20 protein-coding genes are annotated in these 18313 nt (G+C 54.8%); 4 read left to right on the forward strand and 16 right to left on the reverse strand.

The genetic code is table 11. From position 1 onward, the window contains the following. Positions 1-63: 63 nt before the first annotated feature. The 3 genes from EKM90_RS06360 to EKM90_RS06370 all read left to right on the forward strand — a co-directional run bounded on the left by EKM90_RS06360 (position 64) and on the right by EKM90_RS06370 (position 3074). Positions 64-318, forward strand: a complete 255-nt coding sequence (locus EKM90_RS06360) for a hypothetical protein (RefSeq protein ID WP_125580824.1) — start codon at positions 64-66, stop codon at positions 316-318. Positions 319-515: 197 nt separating this feature from the next. Beyond that, positions 516-1664: a site-specific integrase gene (locus tag EKM90_RS06365; RefSeq protein ID WP_164507886.1), complete on the forward strand. Its 1149-nt coding sequence runs from the start codon at positions 516-518 to the stop codon at positions 1662-1664. A gap of 276 nt (positions 1665-1940) precedes the next feature. Further along, complete coding sequence (locus tag EKM90_RS06370) at positions 1941-3074, forward strand: hypothetical protein (protein WP_125580828.1); 1134 nt, start codon at positions 1941-1943, stop codon at positions 3072-3074. Positions 3075-3126: 52 nt separating this feature from the next. On the opposite strand, the gene EKM90_RS06375 is transcribed toward EKM90_RS06370, so the two are convergent. The 15 genes from EKM90_RS06375 to EKM90_RS06445 all read right to left on the reverse strand — a co-directional run bounded on the left by EKM90_RS06375 (position 3127) and on the right by EKM90_RS06445 (position 14298). Then, positions 3127-4464 carry an amino acid permease gene (locus EKM90_RS06375; protein ID WP_125580830.1) on the reverse strand — a complete coding sequence of 446 codons (1338 nt, stop codon included), beginning with the start codon at positions 4462-4464 and terminating at the stop codon, positions 3127-3129. Next, a complete protein-coding gene (locus EKM90_RS06380) occupies positions 4461-5828 on the reverse strand; it encodes an amino acid permease (protein ID WP_373301017.1) in 1368 nt (455 codons plus the stop codon). The genes EKM90_RS06375 and EKM90_RS06380 overlap by 4 nt, the downstream gene beginning before the upstream one ends. Before the next feature lie 144 nt (positions 5829-5972). Next, positions 5973-6428 (reverse strand): hypothetical protein, encoded by a 456-nt coding sequence (locus tag EKM90_RS06385; RefSeq protein WP_125580834.1) that lies wholly within the window; start codon positions 6426-6428, stop codon positions 5973-5975. Positions 6429-6472: 44 nt separating this feature from the next. Beyond that, positions 6473-7663 carry an acetate/propionate family kinase gene (locus EKM90_RS06390; RefSeq protein ID WP_125580836.1) on the reverse strand — a complete coding sequence of 397 codons (1191 nt, stop codon included), beginning with the start codon at positions 7661-7663 and terminating at the stop codon, positions 6473-6475. Positions 7664-7674: 11 nt separating this feature from the next. Beyond that, the gene (locus EKM90_RS06395) at positions 7675-8685 is read right to left on the reverse strand and encodes a class I SAM-dependent methyltransferase (protein ID WP_125580838.1); all 1011 of its coding nucleotides are present in this window, start codon (positions 8683-8685) and stop codon (positions 7675-7677) included. A 98-nt stretch (positions 8686-8783) separates the two neighbouring features. Further along, positions 8784-8966 carry a hypothetical protein gene (locus EKM90_RS06400; RefSeq protein WP_125580840.1) on the reverse strand — a complete coding sequence of 61 codons (183 nt, stop codon included), beginning with the start codon at positions 8964-8966 and terminating at the stop codon, positions 8784-8786. Beyond that, positions 8950-9414, reverse strand: coding sequence for a hypothetical protein (locus tag EKM90_RS06405; protein ID WP_125580842.1), 465 nt, complete (start codon positions 9412-9414; stop codon positions 8950-8952). The genes EKM90_RS06400 and EKM90_RS06405 overlap by 17 nt, the downstream gene beginning before the upstream one ends. Next, positions 9383-9685 (reverse strand): hypothetical protein, encoded by a 303-nt coding sequence (locus tag EKM90_RS06410; RefSeq protein ID WP_125580844.1) that lies wholly within the window; start codon positions 9683-9685, stop codon positions 9383-9385. Before EKM90_RS06410 ends, EKM90_RS06405 begins: the two co-directional genes overlap by 32 nt. Then, complete coding sequence (locus tag EKM90_RS06415; protein ID WP_164507887.1) at positions 9682-10110, reverse strand: hypothetical protein; 429 nt, start codon at positions 10108-10110, stop codon at positions 9682-9684. The genes EKM90_RS06410 and EKM90_RS06415 overlap by 4 nt, the downstream gene beginning before the upstream one ends. After that, positions 10107-10412, reverse strand: a complete 306-nt coding sequence (locus EKM90_RS06420; protein ID WP_125580848.1) for a type II secretion system protein — start codon at positions 10410-10412, stop codon at positions 10107-10109. Before EKM90_RS06420 ends, EKM90_RS06415 begins: the two co-directional genes overlap by 4 nt. A 1-nt stretch (position 10413) precedes the next feature. Beyond that, a complete protein-coding gene (locus EKM90_RS06425) occupies positions 10414-11382 on the reverse strand; it encodes a type II secretion system F family protein (protein ID WP_125580850.1) in 969 nt (322 codons plus the stop codon). Then, positions 11372-12226, reverse strand: a complete 855-nt coding sequence (locus EKM90_RS06430) for an ATPase, T2SS/T4P/T4SS family (RefSeq protein ID WP_125580852.1) — start codon at positions 12224-12226, stop codon at positions 11372-11374. Before EKM90_RS06430 ends, EKM90_RS06425 begins: the two co-directional genes overlap by 11 nt. An 86-nt stretch (positions 12227-12312) precedes the next feature. Continuing rightward, the gene (locus EKM90_RS06435) at positions 12313-13050 is read right to left on the reverse strand and encodes a YebC/PmpR family DNA-binding transcriptional regulator (protein WP_125580854.1); all 738 of its coding nucleotides are present in this window, start codon (positions 13048-13050) and stop codon (positions 12313-12315) included. Between the two features lie 94 nt (positions 13051-13144). After that, entirely contained in the window at positions 13145-13816 is a 672-nt protein-coding gene (locus EKM90_RS06440; RefSeq protein WP_125580857.1) for a hypothetical protein, read from the reverse strand. After that, a complete protein-coding gene (locus EKM90_RS06445; RefSeq protein WP_125580859.1) occupies positions 13813-14298 on the reverse strand; it encodes a VanZ family protein in 486 nt (161 codons plus the stop codon). The genes EKM90_RS06440 and EKM90_RS06445 overlap by 4 nt, the downstream gene beginning before the upstream one ends. Before the next feature lie 83 nt (positions 14299-14381). Between EKM90_RS06445 and EKM90_RS06450 the strand changes: the two genes are divergently transcribed. Then, on the forward strand, positions 14382-16187 hold the full coding sequence (locus EKM90_RS06450) for a M3 family oligoendopeptidase (protein ID WP_125580861.1): 1806 nt from the start codon (positions 14382-14384) through the stop codon (positions 16185-16187). Positions 16188-16290: 103 nt separating this feature from the next. On the opposite strand, the gene glmS is transcribed toward EKM90_RS06450, so the two are convergent. Further along, on the reverse strand, positions 16291-18096 hold the full coding sequence (glmS, locus tag EKM90_RS06455; protein ID WP_125580862.1) for a glutamine--fructose-6-phosphate transaminase (isomerizing): 1806 nt from the start codon (positions 18094-18096) through the stop codon (positions 16291-16293). Positions 18097-18313 lie beyond the last annotated feature (217 nt).

Genomic DNA, 18313 nt, shown 5'->3' on the forward strand with positions numbered 1-18313 from the left:
GACCAACGGGCGTTGAACCACTTATCCAATCAATGCCTAAAACGATTTATTGGAGGAACGCTTATGGAAAACTCTGTAATAGTTAGCATTTATAAGTTTGAGGATAAGAAGTGGACTAATTTCGAAGCCGTGCCAGTAAAAAAGTACGAGTGTTCCGTCTTGCTCGATATTTCAAATTCACAAGAGTTTACTGCCAAAGAAAAAGTTGAGCTTAATAATTGTATTGTTGTATCAATAAAGAAAATCAAGAATAAAAGTAAGCTTTCTGAAACGCCACAATTCATTAAGCATGTGTATGGCCCAAAATCAAACCAATAATTTGCCATACATAAAGGAGGACCATATTATGAAACTCATAAAAGCTAGCATTACATCATAGCCAATGAAATTGCTGTTCCAATATAGTATAGAAAAAGCGCCTACCCCACACCATGGCCGGTCGGGTAGACGCTAGGGCAAACAGCACCACGAGTACGCTCTTTGCGTACCCCAGTATAGCACACGGAGGTGAAATCATGGCATCATTTCGGAAACGTAGCAGCAAGTGGGAATACCGAGTTTCTTACCTAGACAAAGATGGTGAGCAAAAAATCGTGTCACACGGTGGCTTCCGCACCAAGCAGCTAGCTTCCGCAGCGGCCGAAGAAGTAGAGAAAGCCAAGCGTAATGGCGGCGACCTCTCTAATCGTGACGTTACCCTAGCTGACTACTGGGATGCTTGGGTTGCCCGCTACAAGACTGGCAAGCACACTATGATAACAGAGAAGCGTTATCCCATTATTGGAAAAGAGTTGCGTGCCGGGTTCGGCAACCGGCTTCTGCGGGAAGTGAGACCTTCCGAATGGCAGGACTTCATGAACCAATTCGGTGAAACCCGCAGCCGGTCTACCGCTCAGCGGTTAAATGGCTATGTCCGATCAATGGTCAAGAACGCCATCAACGATCAACTGATTTCTGTTGACTTCACCCTAAATGTTGAGCTGTCTGGTAGTCGTGGTAAAAGTGAGGCAGATAAGTTTCTGCAAGCTGATGAACTGCAAGCTATCATGACCGATGCACTCAGCCACGCCAGCTACAATAACATCTCTAACTGCTTAATTTATCTTGGCGCGGTTAGTGGTGCCCGGTACAGCGAGCTGGTCGGTCTGACATGGGGTGATGTTGATTGGGGCACCTCCTCAATCAACATCAACAAAACGTGGGACTATCACTTTGGCCAAGGGTTCCAGCCCACCAAGACACCCTCCAGCGTGCGAACGGTCAGCCTAACTCCGGAGGCCATGATGCTACTGCACAGGATCAAGTCAGAGCAGACCGCGTACTATATTCGCACAGGGAGGCGTGATGATCTACAAATGGTGTTTCGTAATAAGCAGAACACTGTGCCGACAAATGCTGCTGCCAATAAAGCGCTCAGGGCCATTGAAGATCGGGTGGAGAAAAAAATGGACCGGCCACTGTCTGCCCGAATTACCTTTCACGGACTGCGCCATTCCCATGTGTCATTTCTGCTCAGCAGGAACGTCGATATCTACTACATCTCAAAACGGCTCGGGCATTCTGACATTACCATCACTTTGCGCGTGTATTCACACATGCTTGATGATAATCGGGAAAAAGAGAACAATCTTGCCCTGGAGGCCTTGGAAAGTCTGGAAAACTGATTGGACGTCAGTTGGACAAAACGTGATGTAACGCCTGCTATAACTTAGTTCTGCCATGGACGTCGTCTCCATCATCAAGTCCGGGTTGGTTGAGGTTTCAACCGATGCGGACTTTTTCTTTGCCAGCTGATAAGAAAATTCTGCCTGACAAGTATGACTTTTCTATGCCGAATGCCTAAACATTTCTTGCGACTCGCCGAGCTGACGCGAATTGGATTGACAAGCCAGCCGATTCTTCGCATGATGGCGATAGCGAAGCCTAATAGGAGAAAAAACGTGAAAAAAACGATTCTGATGTTGCTGACGGTCGCCGCAGCTGGCCTGCTTGCCGCCTGCAAAAAGGCGCCGTCGACCGCGGCCGTTTACCAACATACCACCGCGGTACTGGCCCAAAGTGACCAGGTTTGGCGCGAGGTGCAAACCGCCACGGCCACTCAAACCGCCAGCGCTAGTCTCGGCAGTGAAACCGCTCAGGCCGCTAAACAGCTCAGCCCCTGGGTCACAGACGCCGGCAAATTTTATCACGGGGCCGCCCAAAGCCAAACCACCTATCAGGCGGTGAAGGCAGGCGTGGCGAAGGTCAAAAATCCCAACCCCAAAATCAAAACCAAATGGGCAACGGTGAAGCAAATCAACCGCACCCTCAAGACTTTGGGCGCCACGAAACAAATCACCAGCCGTAACGACCTGGTTTACATCAAAGAAGCGGATGGCACCATTGCCCAAAGCCCAGTGGGCTATCTGATTCAAGGCGATAGTCTATACGCTGTGCAAATGGCTTACACGACTGGCGAAACCGGCGGCGTCATCAATCGCGGCAACAGGTTCACCCGCAAAATGGCCTACGCCAGCAATCAAGTGGTGAAACCCGCCGCCATTACAGGCACCTGGCAAACCAAAGCCGGCCAAACCGCTGTGGTCAAAAACGGCCAGCTCTTCGCCGCCCAAAATGGGGCCTATACTCGCGGCCAAATTGAGAACCTCGGCCAGTACAGCACCAAAACGCTTTACACCAAAATCGCCTATCAGCTGCGGCAAACCCAGCTCAGCAAGGCGCAAGTTAAACTCAGCCATCAGAGCCTAGCCAGCGGCGACGTCTACAACAACTTGTATGTCTTCTTGACCCCATCCAAAATGGTTGCGGTCAATGCCACTGGTCAGGCCGTGCTTTATACCAAGCAAAGCACCAATCAGGCCAGCTTGCCAAGTGAAATCTTCACCATTTTCAGCCAGCTAGATAAGCGCTCGTCCAGCACCCTCGCCGGTTCGCTGCGACCTCAAGGGGAACATCAATACTTGGTCGGTTTGACGGTGAACCTGCATTTCATCACCCAGAATTACGCTGGCGGCGTGAATGGCACCGAGCCGGTCAGCATTCGCAAAGGCAAGATCAGCGCCCCATCCAATTAACCCACCTCAAACCACAAAAAAGCTGACTGTTTCCGATGACGGAATCAGTCAGCTATTTTCGTGCTTGCACCCAGGCCAGGCCGGTCAAAGCCAACAGTCCACCCCCTGCCGCCAGGGTGGCCGTGGCGGTATCGCGATTGAGAAACATCAAAACAAACACAAAAGCCAAAAAGCCAATCACATACCAGTCCCCCGCCGGAAACAATGGCGCCGCGAAAGTCTGCGCCGCCGCGTGCCGGCGATAGCGCAAATGGGCAATGATAATCATCAGCCAAACGAACAGGAAGGAGACTGTGGCGGCACTGGAAACCAGCGTAAACACCGAAGCCGGTAGCACCGCATTCAGCCCTACTGCTAGCGCAATCACCAGGCTGGAAACCATCAACGCCCGCACCGGCACCTGGCGCCGTGACAATTTGGTCAAGCCTCGCAGCCGCGGTTGTTTGATGCTCAGCTCAAAGAGTAAGCGACCGGCGCTGTACAGGCACGCCATGCAGGCGGACGCCGCTGCCGTCAAGACAACAAAATTGATCAACCCCGCCGCACCGGGAATACCCAGACTGTGAAAGACCTGCACAAACGGGCTGCCGGTTTGATCAACCGCGGACCAAGGGAAAAGACTCATTAACACCACCAAAGCGCCGACGTAAAGCGTCAGCACGTTGATGGGCAGCCAGTTAATCACCTTCGGCAGGGTCTGGCGCGGATTATGGGTTTCGGCGGCGGTCAGGCCCACTTGCTCGATACTGGTGAAGCTAAAGGTCACCATCTGAAAACTAAGCAAAAAGCCGCGCACGCCGCGGGGAAACAGCCCACCATGCGCCGTCAAATTGGTCAAACTGGCGGTGCCACCAGCCGTCTGGACATGACCTGCGATCAGCACGACCCCGACACCGATCAGCGCTACAATCGCCACGACTTTAATCATGGCAAACCAGAATTCCAGCTCGCCAAACGTGCCCACTGAAGCGAGATTGACCAGTAGCAGCACCACCAACGCCACCAAGCCCGGCAACCACTGCGGCAACCCGGGCCACCAGAACCGAATGTAAACGCCAATCGCGGTTACTTGCGCCATGGCCACGGCCACCCAGCAGAACCAGTATGTCCAGCCCGCCACAAACGCGGCTTTGGGGCCCAGATGATGCTGGAGCAAGTCCAAAAACGACCGGTCCCCGCCATCAGCCAGCAGCAGTTCCCCTAACGCCCGGAGCAGGAAAAAGCACATCAGCCCAGCCAGGAGATACGCAAAAATCAAACTCGGCCCGGCAACATGAATCGACTGACCGGCGCCTAAAAAGAGCCCCGTGCCAATCGTGCCGCCAATCGCGAGCAGCTGCAAATGCCGACTGGTCAGATGCCGTGCCAATTCTGGCGCCTCGCGCCTCATTGGCCCGCCCCCTGCCGGTCATGCCACCAGCGGCCGCCACTCAAAATCAGCATCCATAACAGTGCCAACGTCGCAGGCAGCACAGTCGCTTTGTTCAGCAGCATAATCACCCCGGTACCGGCCAAAAACAGCAGCACAAAGTAATCTGCCACCGGATACCATGGCGCCACATAGCCGCTAGGGTGCTGGTTCTGCCGGCGGTACCGCAAGTGGGCTAACACAATCGCGCCCCACACAAACAGGAAGCTGGTGGTAGCAACACTAGAGATCAGCTGGAACACCGCGCCTGGTAAGAATAAATTCAGTACCACCGCCAGCGCAATCAACAGGCTGGACGCCACAATGGCGTTCGCCGGCACCTGACGCCGGGACAGTCGCCCAAAGCGCTTGAGCAGTGGATTTTTGCTTTTAAAGGTCAAGGAAAACAGCATCCGGCCGGTGGTGAAAATGCTGGAGTTGCAAGCCGAAGCCGCTGCCGTCAGCACCACAAAGTTAATGATGTCAGCCGCGGCTTTGATGCCGACGTTATTGAACACCTGGACAAACGGACTGGTGGCCGGACTCACGGCTGACCAAGGATAGATGCACATGATCACCGCCAAGGCGCCGACGTAAAATAAAATAATGCGTAGCGGTAGCTCGTTAATGGCCTCCGGAATCACTTTTTTCGGATTGGCCGTTTCGCCGGCAGTCATCCCCACCATTTCGATGCCAGCAAAGCTAAAGGTCACCATTTGAAATGAGGCCAAAAAACCGCCCAGACCGCGCGGGAAAAAGCCACCATCGTTCACTAGATTCATGACACTGGCATGGCCACTGCTGGTCGGGTAATGCACGGCAATCATCCAGCCGCCAATCACAATCAAGCCAATAATGGCGCCGACTTTGATCAGGGCAAACCAAAACTCGGTTTCCCCGAACAACCCCACTGAAATCAAATTTAGTAGCAGCAAAAGCACCAGCGCAATCAGCCCGGGCAGCCATTGCGGCAGCCCAGGCAGCCAGTAGCGAATATACATGCCAATGGCCGTCACTTCGGCCATGGCAATGGCCAGCCAGCACAACCAATACGTCCAGCCCACCACAAAGCCGGCGCGCTCGCCGAGATAACGATGGATAAAATCAACAAAGGAATGCTGTGAGAGATCCGACATCAACAACTCGCCCATGGCCCGCATCAGCAAAAAGCACATGCCTCCGGCCAGCAGATACGCCAAAATAATCGACGGCCCGGCCAGATGAATCGATTGGCCGGCGCCGAGAAATAAGCCCGTGCCAATCGTGCCGCCAATGGCGATCAACTGCACATGGCGACTTTTGAGGCTGCGCGCCAAGTCGGCTTGTTGGTGCTGTGTTTCCATCAAAATCCCTCCAGACATGTTATCTATTGTAGCCTTCTTGCTGGGGAACCAAAAGGCCGCCGCACCGGCGTTTGCCACGCAAAAACGCGGCCAGCTCCCGCTAGGCCGCGCTTTTACTCACTTATTGAACAGATAGATGAAAATTATTCACTGCACAATGACCACGCGCTTCGGCTCCATTTTCTCGCCTAAAAACGCCGCTACTGTTTCGGCGGACTGCCGCAGCTGCAACCTAGCCACTGTGACGGTGCCCACGGTGGCTTCGAGCACACAACCGCCAGCAACCGTGGTCAGTTGCACCGCGGCCAGCGTGTACAAGCCGGTCACGCGCCCGACGCCGGTAATCAGCGAATCCGCAGTGACACCGCGGCGCCATAAGGCAAACAAGGCCAGCATGCCAGCGATGAAAAAGCCGCTGATGTAATCCGCCACCGAGCGGCTTGAGGCCACGGTGAAACCGCCAATCATCACTGCCGCCACGGCATAGAAGCCCACCAAAAACCGATTTGGGCGGGCCGTGAACACCAATTGCAGGCGCACGAAAATCAAAACGCCTAGCGCCAATACAAATACTGCAAGATAAATCCAGCTCAAAAAGTCCATGGCCAGCCTCCTTCACATAAAAAAGGGCCGCAGCCCTTTTTGATTTACTTGCCTAAGCGCATGACGTCGCGGGCGATCATCAGTTCCTCGTTGGTTGGCACCAACAGGACCTTCACCTTCGAGTCATCACTGGAAATCAGCCGTTCTTTGGCCATGACATTGTTACGCTCGTCATCAATCTTGGCGCCAAAGACACTCAAGGCATCAATGATTCGCTTACGCATCACAATGTCCCCTTCGCCCATGCCAGCCGTGAAGACCAAGGCGTCGATGCCGCCCATTTCGGCGATGTAGCCAGCCACGTACTTCACAATGCGGTTGACGAAAATATCAATGGCGAGCTGAGATTCCGGCCGTTCATGGCGCGTTTGTTCCAGTTCTCGCATGTCAGGCGACAAGCCTGACAAGGCATAAATCCCCGATTCCTTATTCAGGATATTCACCATGTCTTCAGGATCGGTGATGTGCAGCTTTTGCATCAGGAAAGCGACCAAGGAAGCGTCGATATCCCCACTGCGCGTGCTCATCGTTACCCCAGCCAGTGGGGTGAAGCCCATTGAGGTATCGAAGGACACGCCGTCTTTTTCGGCGGTGATGGAAACCCCAGAACCCAGATGCATGGTGACCATCTTCAAATCCTTGAGATCCTTGCCCAGCATTTCAGCTGCGCGGTGGGAGACATAACGATGGCTGGTACCATGGGCACCGTACTTCCGAGCGCCATACTTTTCATAGTATTCGGGCTTGATGGAGTACAAGTAGTTCATCTTCGGCATCGTGCTGTGGAACGAGGTATCAAAGACCCCGATTTCTGGCACGCCAGGCAGCAGCTTCATGAACGCTTTGATGCCTTCCGCTTCGGCTGGGTTATGCAACGGGGCATATTCGGCCAAGGCTTCGACTTCCTTGAGCGACTTTTCGTCGAGTCGTTCGGATTTCTTGAAGCGCTCGCCACCTGCGACGATGCGGTGACCGACCCCTTGGATTTCCTTGTAGTCGGTAATGATTTTTAATTCGATCAAGGCTTTCAGCAGCATATCAACGGCCATTTCTGCCGTTGGAATATCCTGGTTCACGACGTATTTTTGACCGTCGCCATACTTGACCTTGAATTCGGAATTGGACAATCCCATCCGATCGACCATGCCGCTGGCGATCACATGCTCTTCAGGCATCTGGAATAATTTCCACTTAAGCGTTGAACTACCGGCGTTGATTGCTAGAATTTTGGGCATTTTGACATCTCCTACGCTAAATTTTGCTTGGCCCAATCATGAACCGAAGCGATGAACTGGCGAAAAGCCGCTTGGTCAGTCAAGGCTGGGAACGCGCCCAGCAACACTTGTTTGACCTGATGCGTCTTGGAACCAGGGTTTTGCAAAATCAACAGGGACTTTTGGGCTTTGCTATCGGCAAATAAGTTTTGCGGTAGGTTCAAAAGCCCTTGAAAATGAACCGAACGCGTTAACCAGGCGGTCAAGCTCTTGGCCTCATCAGATTGAAAGACACTGCTTGGCACAAAGAACAGGCCTAACCCACCAGGCTTCAAGGCGCGCAAGCTTTGTTCAATCAGCAAATGATGCGCATATGAATGGCCTTTAGGCGCAGCCGTTTCAAACTGTTTGGCCCGGTCATCCAAGGGATAGTACCCCACTGGCAAATCCGACACCACTAGATCCGCATCCTGAACCACCAGCGGCCCCAACGCATCTTGATGATAAAGCGCCACATCCAGTTGCTGGAGCGCACTACTCATCCCGGCGAAGGCCAGCAAAGTATCGTCGTTATCCACGCCGATGCCTTGCACCTTGAGCTTCAGTGCCGCGGCCAGTTGATTCATGGCGGCAAACAGCAAGTTGCCTGAGCCCACTGCCAAATCGGCGACTTTGACGGTTTCCGTTTGCGGCTTGATGAACACCGTGGCGATGAAGGTGGCCAGCTCGGCCATGGCATCAGGTGTCACCTGTTTATTCGGCTCCACCCCATCAATCGCAATGGCCTTCACCAGTAGTAGCTGCAGCGCTTGGCGGCATTCTTCAGCCGAAAACGTGCTCAAATCCAGTGGCGCGAATAACGCCTCCAACTTAGCCGTGGCGTCGGCATCGGGCACGCCATCTTGATGATTAATCATACCAGTTTGTAAGTCTTCGCCGGCTTCTGTGGCCGCCTCAACAAAACTAGTTTTGACTTGCTTGTGGAGCAAAGTCGCGGCCTGGTCTAAGGCCGAATATAACGATTCCATGTGCTCATTTGCCACGCCTGTGGACCCCCTTAATCGTACAGAACCATTCTACCGGTGCTTAAGGGGTTATTCAAGCAAATAAATGAGCAAGCAATCGCCGCGAAGCGCCGCGTTTACGGCAATGGAAGCCTTTTCCAGTGATTAAAGGCTTCACGCGTTGCTTGATCCTCTTTAGCCAATTGGGCCACATAATCGGCATGCCACACTGAAATCTGATACAAACTCCCTGCCCCTACCAATGTCGCTAGCGCCAGCAGCGCTAACGCAGAGATCAAAGCACTACCTCGCCGTCGCATCGACCACCACCCCCGTGTACTGGCTGCCACTTAGCATGGTCAGTTGATACCGCACCACGCCTGGCTGCAGTAATGTGAACCGGATTTTCAAGGCGCCGTATAGCAAAGGGCTGTACCCTTTCTCACTGCCGTTGGTGCCCGCCGCAGAAAACTGTAAGTAATCGCGGCCATCCACTGAAGAGGCCAGCCGCTCTAAAATCCGAATTTGCTCCACTTGCGTTCGCGGCCCAATATGTTTGACCTTGAGTTGACTCGCCGCCACTGTCAGGATTTCACTTTCGCTCACATACCGCTCAATGGCAGCGGCGGCTTGATAATAATCCAAGTCCGCCGCTGGTGGCGCGGCCGCTGTCACTTGAAAGAGCGGGCGCCACCACAACGCCAGACTCACCATCAAGCCCAAAGCCATCACGACTTCAGTCATCGTCGTTGCCGAATGTGAACGCAAACCGCTGACCTCCCTCAAGCGCCTCCACGCTGCCGTTAGTGACGGTCACCTGCCAAGTATGTTGCCCAACGTTGATGTTTTGACTGCCAGTTTCACCTGGAGCAAGCAGGAGAAGCGCCACTTTAGCCGCGTAGCGTGCTTCCAGCGCGCGTTGCACTTGGGCGACCTGGGTTTGGTAAGCCGTTTGGACCAGCACCACCCACAACACCACCATGGCGACCACGGCAATGGCGGCCAGATGTTCCGCCAGCAAACTCGCGCGCCGTCTCATTTGGCCGCCTCTTCTTTCTGGCGGAACAGGCCCCACTGCATCTGAAAACTCAGCGTCACCATTCGGCCATTACCGCGGGTCAATTTAATCGCCGTCACGCTAGAAAAGGCGCCGGCACCGCTATAGGTGATCACGCCGACACCAGCGGTCAACGCCATGCTGGCTGGCACCCGCAGGTAAGCAAAGCGGCCATCAGCGAGGGTAAAACTCAAAGCCCCTGCCGTCACGGTCAACTTGCCGGTTTGGCCGGTTTCATCCACCCGCCGGCGCAAGGTCGTCCAATTGACCGCCACGGCACGCAGAAACACTTCCTCTTGCTGATGCGCCAGCAACTGCCGACCTACCACCAGACTGCCGGCGGCCAGCAAGATAGTGACCGTTAACGCGGCCAACACTTCCATCAAGGTGAACGCTCGCCGGGTCATGGCGCGGTAAAGGCATGCGGCTGATAACTGGCCGCGCTGAGTTGCTCGACTTGTTTTTGGGTGATGATACCTGCCTTCACCAAACTAGCGGTAGTGGCAAAATCGGCCTCATTGCGGCCCGTCTGGCTGTAGGCAATCTCGATTTGGGCATTGACGGTGGCCACCATGCTTTGCAACTGCCGGGCGTTAGCCTGATCGACTTGGGTTTTGATGGTCACCACCAAGGTCAAGGTCAGCACAATAATCAGCCCCAAAGCAGCAAGCACTTCAATCAAGGTAAAAGCCCGGCGGCGTTTTTTCATGTCAGTAACCTCCTAAACCGCCATACAGCGGTAACAGCAGTTCACGATACATCAGGACGATTTGACCGCCAATCAACAAAAACATCACCGGCTGCACCACTGCCAGCCACCGCGACAAGGTCGCCTCAAAAGCCTGCAGGCGCTGGGCCGCAAACACCCGCATTCCTTCCGCTACCACTTTTTCGGACTGACCCAGGCTCATCAATTCCGCCACGGCCGGATCAATCAGCGGTTGCTGGAGGGCCGTGCTCGCCTTGGCGCCTTGGGCCAAAGCCGTTTGCACCGCCTCAGCAGTCGCATGCAACGGACTGGTCGCTAATTGACTCAGCTGGCGAAGATAATCCGGCAAGGTCAAGCCTGCCGCCAAAAATTGCGCTAAGCCGCTGGTAAAAAGATATTGATAATACTGCTTGGCCGCCCCCTGAACGCCAGGCAGGCCCAGGAGCCACTGCGCTTTTTTGGGGGCCGCGGCGCGGTGAAACTGCCAGCCCATGAGGCTGCCAAACACTGCCACCCCGGTGAGACCCAGGGCTTCTTCGGCCAACAGTGGCGACGGGCGTGAGCTTAACAACGGCAGCACACCAATCATCAAGCCTACTTGCAGCACCACCAGCAGCCCAATCAACACTGCCGGATACAAGAGCAGTAGTTGCAGTTTACGGCGACTTTGGGTTTGCACCTCCATGAATTGGCTGGCGGCGCCCAGTGCACCGGCCAAATCGCCGTGCCCAGCGGCCAGCGTCAGTTGTTGCACAATCACCGGATGAAACCCAATCATTGCCACCCCTTCGGCCAACGGCGCTCCCGCCGCCAACTTGGCGGTGAGTTGCTGCCAGTGCGGTTGATACCCGGCAAAATTTAAGCCAATGATGGTCAGTGCCACCCGCAGCGAAAAGCCGGCCATCAGGAGCTGGCGCAACTGGCTGCAGACTGCCACCTGCACGGTCAGAGGAATCTTTTTACGCGTCATGTCCTTCCTCCCGTCCAAACGCCAGCGTGACCTCGGGATGCACCACTGGCTTGAAGGCCAACTTCACCGCCGCAGCGGCTTGCACTGCGGCCTCGACTAACTGGGGCGCCACCCCAAGCGACTGTAGCCGTAGCCAGACCAAGTCGGCGCGATCGGCATGCACGGTTGTCAACACCGTGTGGCCGCTAATGGCCGCCTCACAAGCAGTCGTGGCCGTCTCCAAATCGCGAATTTCGCCAATCACCAACACATCAGGCCGGTGGCGCAGCGCTGCTTTGAGCAAAGCCGCATAGCTCATGGCCGCCTCGGGATTGACTTGGAGCTGCAAGAAAGTCGGTTGCCAAATTTCCACGGGATCTTCGATGGTCATCACCATCTGTGTTGCCGCCAGCTCAGTGGCAATCTGATACAGCAAGGTCGTTTTGCCGCTGCCAGTGGGGCCGCACAGCACCAGCATGCCAGAATGCTGCAGCGCGGCCAAGAGTTGTGTCACCACCGGCCGACTCCAGCCATCCAGCGGCGGCACCCCGTAAATCAGCCGCGCCACCAAGGTTTCTTGCGCCTGAAAATCGGCCACCGTGCTCAATCGCAGCGTTAATTGTAAGCTCGCCACCGTTACTGCCCCCAGCTGGACGCGCCGCGTTTCCGATACGTTCATCCCCGCGTCATATTTCAAAGCGTTGATCCAATTGCGGCCCTGCGCTGCGGCCACCACCTTCAGCAACGTCGGACCGCTGGGCGCGCGGAGCATAACCGCCAGGCCAGCGGGTTTGGGCAGCAAATACACATCGCTCGCCTGCTGGGCTTTAGCCTGACGAAAGATTTCAAGCAGGGCCGCATCCATTTTGACCACCTCGCATAGATATTTCGCAAAGCGGCGCATCAAAAAAGCCCTGAGCTTAAGTTCAGCTCAGGGCAACCGGTCGCCGCTTATTCAGCGTCGTCAGGCCATTGCGCGGAAGTGTAGACGTTTTGCACGTCATCGTTATCTTCAAGCGCATCAATCAAGTTTTGGAAGGTTTCAAGCTTTTCTTCTGGAATCGGCACGGTGTTTTGGGGCACCATGGTCAATTCAGAGGTGGTGAAGTGGAAACCTTGTTCTTCCAAGGAATCCCGGACTTCAGTAAAGTCCTTAGGATCGGTGTAGATCTCGAATTCGTCGTCAGACGTTTGCAAATCTTCAGCCCCTGCTTCGAGCACCGCTTCAAGCATTTGGTCCTCATCCACATCGAGCCCTTCACGGTCGATCACGAAATAACCGCGCCGGTCGAACATGTAAGAAACGGCCCCAGCCGTCGCCATGGTGCCACCATGGCGCGTGATAGCCACCCGCACATCGGAGGATGTCCGGTTTTTGTTATCGGTCAAGGCTTCGACCAAAATCGCGATGCCGGCTGGCCCATAACCTTCATAGGTCACTTCATCATAACGCGTCGCATCGCCGCCATCCGCTTTATCTAAGGCGCGTTTCACGTTGTCCTTAGGCATGTTGGCAGCGCGTGCTTTATCCATGACTAACCGAAGCGAAGGGTTGTTGTTGGGGTCAGAACCACCTTGCTTTGCTGCCATGAAAAGCTCACGGGAGATTTTCTGGAAAATTTTGCCGCGCTTGGCGTCCTGAGCGTTTTTACGGCCCTGGATGTTGTGCCATTTGGAATGTCCTGACATCGTAAACCCTCTTTTCGAATGAATGTAATATGCACATAAACGCTATAGAGTATAGCAAAAAACGCTTGCCGGTTCAATCACTAACCGCCAGCGCTTACACGACCAAATGCCGATGCTTGAGCTGCGGAAACACCCAGCGGTCTGCCAGCCCCACAATCGCCCCTTGCGCCACCAGCGAGAATAAGGTGCCAATGTTCAAGGCATACGCCTGCCGCGTCGCCAAGACACAGATAATGATCAAGGTAATTGGCGGCACATAAGACAGCGGCTGCGCCAGCGCGGCATTACCACGCAAAAAGTGAAACCGCAGAATCTGCATTAAATCATCGTTGGGGTGCAACATCACATTCAGCCGCTGATAAATCGAGACGGCTACCCCGGTGCACACAATCCCGAACAAATCCAAAACGACCCGCCAAAGTAGCGGCAACGCGACTAACGGGGTCATGCCAATCAAGCGGGCAAACCACGACACCAAAAACGAAAACGGAATCATAAAAATAAAGTTGCCCGCAATCCGCCGCCATTCCAGCCGCCGCAGCACCAAGGCGTTAAATAGCACCACCGCCACCCCTTCGGCCAGCAGCACCGTCAGCAGCGTTAAGTGCAGGGCATGGGCCAGGTTCACCGCCGAAGCCGTCCAAAGTGCCGAGCCTAGATTCATCGCGACGGTTAACCCGTTGCCAAAGCCATTCAGTAAAATCGAAAACACAAAATACCCGATTAATTGCCGCGAGCGCAGCGGCGCGTCATTTCTGGCCTTCATCCTCGCCGCCTCCTTGCCCGCACTGCCTGAATGGCCAGGGTCACCATAATACCCACCGCCGCCCCGGCCGCGTCCAACATCACATCTTGGAACAACGGCGAGCGGCCAGGCGTAAAGCCTTGATGAAATTCATCGAAAGCCGCCAGGCCGGTGCAGGCAAAAAATAGCAGTCCCGCGCGCAGCCACGTCGGCGTCACTGCTTTGCGCAGGGCCACGGTAAGCCCCGCTGCGAGTGCCAGGTAGGTGCCAAAATGCGCCAACTTCCGCAAGAAGAATTCGATCACCACCGCTGGCCCTTTCACCTGCGTGCTGATATGCTGATCAGCCCACCAAAAATCGACCCCAGCCAGCCACTTAGGCCCGCGCCGCCCAACCAACTGGGTCAGCCACGGCACCAGGGACTGCTGACGGTAAGTCATGCTCGAACTGATGAATAGTAGAATTAAGATTCCGGCAACAATCAACCAACCTCTGCGGCGCACGTGATCCCCTCATTTCCTTTCGCTAGCATAGCACACGCCATAAGCCAGCGGTATAATGAGGAAAATTATAAGGAGGTTTTCCCATGACCTATCCCCTGAACTGGCAGCTCGACAACATTTTCCCCGGTGGCATCGATTCCCCGCAGCTCAAAGCCCGGCTGGCCGATGTGGCGACCAAGTTGCCCGACTTACACACCCAGATCGCCGCGTGGCAGCCGACTGAAGATGCAGACTTCACTGCTTTCCAGACCCTCTTTGCCTTGCTAGAAGACGTGGAAAATGGCCTCGGCACAGTGGGCACGTTTGCCAACATGATTCACTCAGCCGACACGAAAAACGCTCAGGCCGGCGTGGTCAGCAACCAAGTCGCCCAACTGGCCACTGCACTCACCGCGGCCAATAATGCCCTCACCAAGAAGCTCGTGGCGATGAGCGAAGCTGATTTCAAGGCTTTGATTGCGGTACCTACCATCGCCCCCAGCGCCTTTGGGCTCACGGAACAGCGTGAGCAAGGCCAGGAACTGTTAGACGATGCGACGGAATCGCTTATCAACCAGTTGGCCATTGATGGCTTCCACGGCTGGAGCGACCATTACGATACCTTATCCGCTGATCTGCACTTTGACGTGACGCTGGATGGTGAAGCGCTCAGCTTATCGGCTGGGCAGGCGCAAAACCGCTTCGAAGGCGATCCTGAGCCGGCCCACCGCGAAGCCGTCTTCGACGCTTGGGAGAGCACTTGGGCCCAGCATGCCCAGCCGTTCGCCGACACCCTCAACCATTTGACCGGCTTCCGGTTGGCCAATTACCAAGCTCATCATTTTGACAACTATATGCATGTGCCGTTGCAGCTTAACCGCATGCAGCAAGCCACGGTGGATCAAATGTGGGCCACGGTCAGTGCGAACAAGGCCCCCTTCACTAAGTATCTGGACCAAAAGGCGCGCCTGATCGGCAAGCCGCAAATGCCGTGGCATGATCAATGGGCCCCAGTGGCGCTGGGTGGTTACCAGCCGAAAACCTACACCTTCGATGAAGCGGCGGCCTTTATCATCACGAACTTCCGCAAGTTCTCGCCGAAAATGGCGGATTTTGCGCAGCATGCCTTTGCAAACGGCTGGATCGAGGCCGAAGATCGCCCTGGTAAAATTGCCGGTGGCTACATGACCGAAGTGCCAGACGTCAAGGAAAGTCGCATTTTCATGACCTTTGATGGGTCAGCCGCCGGCGTGTCCACCATCGCCCATGAACTCGGTCATGCCTTCCATGCCAGCATTCTCAAGGACTACCCGCGGATGCGGCGCGAATATGCCATGAACGTCGCCGAAACCGCTTCGACTTTCGCCGAGCTGATCATCGCCGATGCCACGGTCAAGCAAGCGACCAGCGTGGAAGAACGCCTGAATTTACTCGATGCCAAAATGAGCAACCCGCTGGCCATGCTGCTGAACATTCACGCGCGCTACTTGTTCGAACGCAGCTTCTACGATGCTCGCACCGAAGGCACTGTGACGGTGAAGCAGCTGCAAACCTTGATGCAAGAAGCACAGGCTAAAGCCTATGCCGGCGCCCTGAGCAGCTATGAGCCAATGTACTGGGCGGACAAATTGCACTTCTTCATTGATGATGTGCCGTTCTACAACTTCCCGTACACCTTTGGCTACCTGTTCTCCAGCGGCATTTATGCCAAGGCCCAAACCCAAGGCGGAAACTTCGAAGATCATTACATTGCCCTGCTCAAGGACACGGCCAATATGACCACCGAAGCCCTGGCGCAAAAGCATCTCGGCGTCGATTTGACCAAGCCGGACTTTTGGCAGCAAGGCATTGACCTGGCCGCCAAAGATGCGCAAACCTTTATCGATCTGAGCCAGCCATTTTTAGCTTAAGGCTTCACCTGAATCACCAAAAAACACGCCTGCCAAACCCCAGCTGAGGTTTGACAGGCGTATTTAATTGGTTTGGCTTAAACTCGCTTTTGGGTTGACCACATTATTCCACAGTCACAGATTTAGCCAAGTTGCGGGGCCGATCCACATCGTAGCCGCGGTCCAAGCTGGTGTAATACGCCAGTAGCTGCGCCGGGACAATCGTCAAAAGCGGCGACAACAGCGGGTTCAGCGCCGGGACGATCAAGTCATCGCCAGGTTCAGCCAATGACTCAGCGACAATCCGGAGCACCTTGCCGCCGCGGGCTTCCACTTCCTCGGCATTGCTGCGGGTCCGAGCTGCAGTGGTGGGATCGGTAATGATGGCCACCACCGGCGTGCCCGGTTCAATCAAGGCAATCGTGCCGTGTTTGAGCTCTCCGGCGGCAAACCCTTCTGCTTGCACGTAGGAAATTTCTTTGAGCTTCAAGGCTGATTCCAAGCTAACGTAATAATCCGTGCCACGACCAATGAAAAAGGCATTGCGCGTGGTGGCAAACATTTCCTTGGCCAGCTCATGAATCACATTTTGCTGATCAATCAGGGCTTGCTGGCCAGTTGCGGCTAAACTCAGCTCATGTTCAACGTCAAAGGCCTTGGCCGCCGGTTGGCCTTTGGCTGCCCCTAAGGCCTTGGCCAACAAGGCCTCCAAGGCGACCTGCGCTGTGTAGGCTTTGGTCGAGGCCACGGCGATTTCCGGCCCGGCGGCCAAATCTAGGGCAAAGGTGGCCTCCCGCGCCAACGTCGCCGTCAGCACATTGGTCATGGTCAAACTCGGCAAACCCTTGGCGTTGATTTGCACCAGTACTTGCCGTAAATCGGCGGTTTCGCCGCTTTGCGTGAGGAAAATGAAAAACGGTTTTTGACTGAGCAACGGCTGGTGATAGGCGAATTCGGACGCGAGAAATGCCGTGGTGCGGACGCCGGCGAGTTGTTCGAACAGTGCTTGGCCCACCAAGCCGGCATGATAGCTGGTCCCAGCGGCGACAATGTAGAGTTGGTCGGCTTCCTTTAGTGCCGCCAACAACGTGGCATCAAACTGCAGCGCCGCGCCGTTGGTGTAGCGACTGAGCAGACGCCGCATCACGGCAGGCTGTTCACTGACTTCCTTGAGCATGTAATAAGGGAAAGCCCCTTTTTCCGTATCTTGGGCATCCAGTTCAATGGTGATAGGATCACGCTTCAATGGTGTCCCGGCGGCATCTTCAATGGTGACCGCCTGCGCGGTTAAGATCACCAGTTCCCCATCATTCAATTCAAGAAACTGATGGGTTTGATCGATCATGGCCATCGCATCGGAAGCAATCACATTGAAGCCATTGCCCAAGCCTACCAGCAGCGGGCTTTGTTTCTTCGCCGCGTACAAAATATCTGGCGCCGTACGGTCAGCTAACGCAAAGGCGTAAGAGCCCTCCAGCAAGCTCAAGGTTTTACGCAACGCGGCCTTGGCCGAAAGCCCCTCCTGGGCAAACAAGGCAATCAGTTGCACCACCACTTCGGTATCGGTTTGACTCGCTAGCGTCACGTTTTGCAGGTAGGTTTGCTTCAGCTTGGCGGCGTTGGTAATCACGCCGTTGTGTACCAGGTAGAACCGGCCATCTGCTGACTGGTGCGGGTGGGCATTGGCCACCGTGGGCTCGCCATTGGTCGCCCAGCGGGTATGCCCGATGCCCATTGTCCCTTGCATCTCAGGCCCAACTGCGTCCTTGAGGGCCTGAATGCGGCCGACGCGTTTAACCAAGTAATCTTGCCCAGCGCCATTCACATACAAGCCAGCAGAGTCATAACCGCGATATTCCAACTTACTCAAGCCATGCAGTAACACTGTACTTGCATCTTCGCGCCCAATAACGCCAACGATTCCACACATATTGCCACGTCCTCTATATTTTATTGGTATACATCATGAATAGATATTGGTATGCCGGTAACGATTTCAAATATAGCGCCGTGAATAGCCCTTGTCAACGAAAAATAGATAGTGGTATAGATATTCTTAATAATATTGGTATATGTCAATTTTGACGAAACCGGTTTCATTTTGGGGATAAAAAAACGTCATCGCCGAAGCCATGACGTTCATGCAA

Source organism: Lacticaseibacillus suibinensis (assembly GCF_003946175.1).
GTDB lineage: Bacteria > Bacillota > Bacilli > Lactobacillales > Lactobacillaceae > Lacticaseibacillus > Lacticaseibacillus suibinensis.

Coding starts and splice junctions, on each gene's coding strand:
- EKM90_RS06360 (WP_125580824.1), top strand. CDS start 64: ATGGAAAACTCTGTAATAGTTAGCATTTATAAGTTTGAGGATAAGAAG.
- EKM90_RS06365 (WP_164507886.1), top strand. CDS start 516: ATGGCATCATTTCGGAAACGTAGCAGCAAGTGGGAATACCGAGTTTCT.
- EKM90_RS06375 (WP_125580830.1), bottom strand. CDS start 4,464: ATGAGGCGCGAGGCGCCAGAATTGGCACGGCATCTGACCAGTCGGCAT.
- EKM90_RS06385 (WP_125580834.1), bottom strand. CDS start 6,428: ATGGACTTTTTGAGCTGGATTTATCTTGCAGTATTTGTATTGGCGCTA.
- EKM90_RS06390 (WP_125580836.1), bottom strand. CDS start 7,663: ATGCCCAAAATTCTAGCAATCAACGCCGGTAGTTCAACGCTTAAGTGG.
- EKM90_RS06400 (WP_125580840.1), bottom strand. CDS start 8,966: ATGCGACGGCGAGGTAGTGCTTTGATCTCTGCGTTAGCGCTGCTGGCG.
- EKM90_RS06410 (WP_125580844.1), bottom strand. CDS start 9,685: ATGAGACGGCGCGCGAGTTTGCTGGCGGAACATCTGGCCGCCATTGCC.
- EKM90_RS06415 (WP_164507887.1), bottom strand. CDS start 10,110: ATGACCCGGCGAGCGTTCACCTTGATGGAAGTGTTGGCCGCGTTAACG.
- EKM90_RS06420 (WP_125580848.1), bottom strand. CDS start 10,412: ATGAAAAAACGCCGCCGGGCTTTTACCTTGATTGAAGTGCTTGCTGCT.
- EKM90_RS06425 (WP_125580850.1), bottom strand. CDS start 11,382: ATGACGCGTAAAAAGATTCCTCTGACCGTGCAGGTGGCAGTCTGCAGC.
- EKM90_RS06430 (WP_125580852.1), bottom strand. CDS start 12,226: ATGGATGCGGCCCTGCTTGAAATCTTTCGTCAGGCTAAAGCCCAGCAG.
- EKM90_RS06435 (WP_125580854.1), bottom strand. CDS start 13,050: ATGTCAGGACATTCCAAATGGCACAACATCCAGGGCCGTAAAAACGCT.
- EKM90_RS06440 (WP_125580857.1), bottom strand. CDS start 13,816: ATGAAGGCCAGAAATGACGCGCCGCTGCGCTCGCGGCAATTAATCGGG.
- EKM90_RS06450 (WP_125580861.1), top strand. CDS start 14,382: ATGACCTATCCCCTGAACTGGCAGCTCGACAACATTTTCCCCGGTGGC.
- glmS (WP_125580862.1), bottom strand. CDS start 18,096: ATGTGTGGAATCGTTGGCGTTATTGGGCGCGAAGATGCAAGTACAGTG.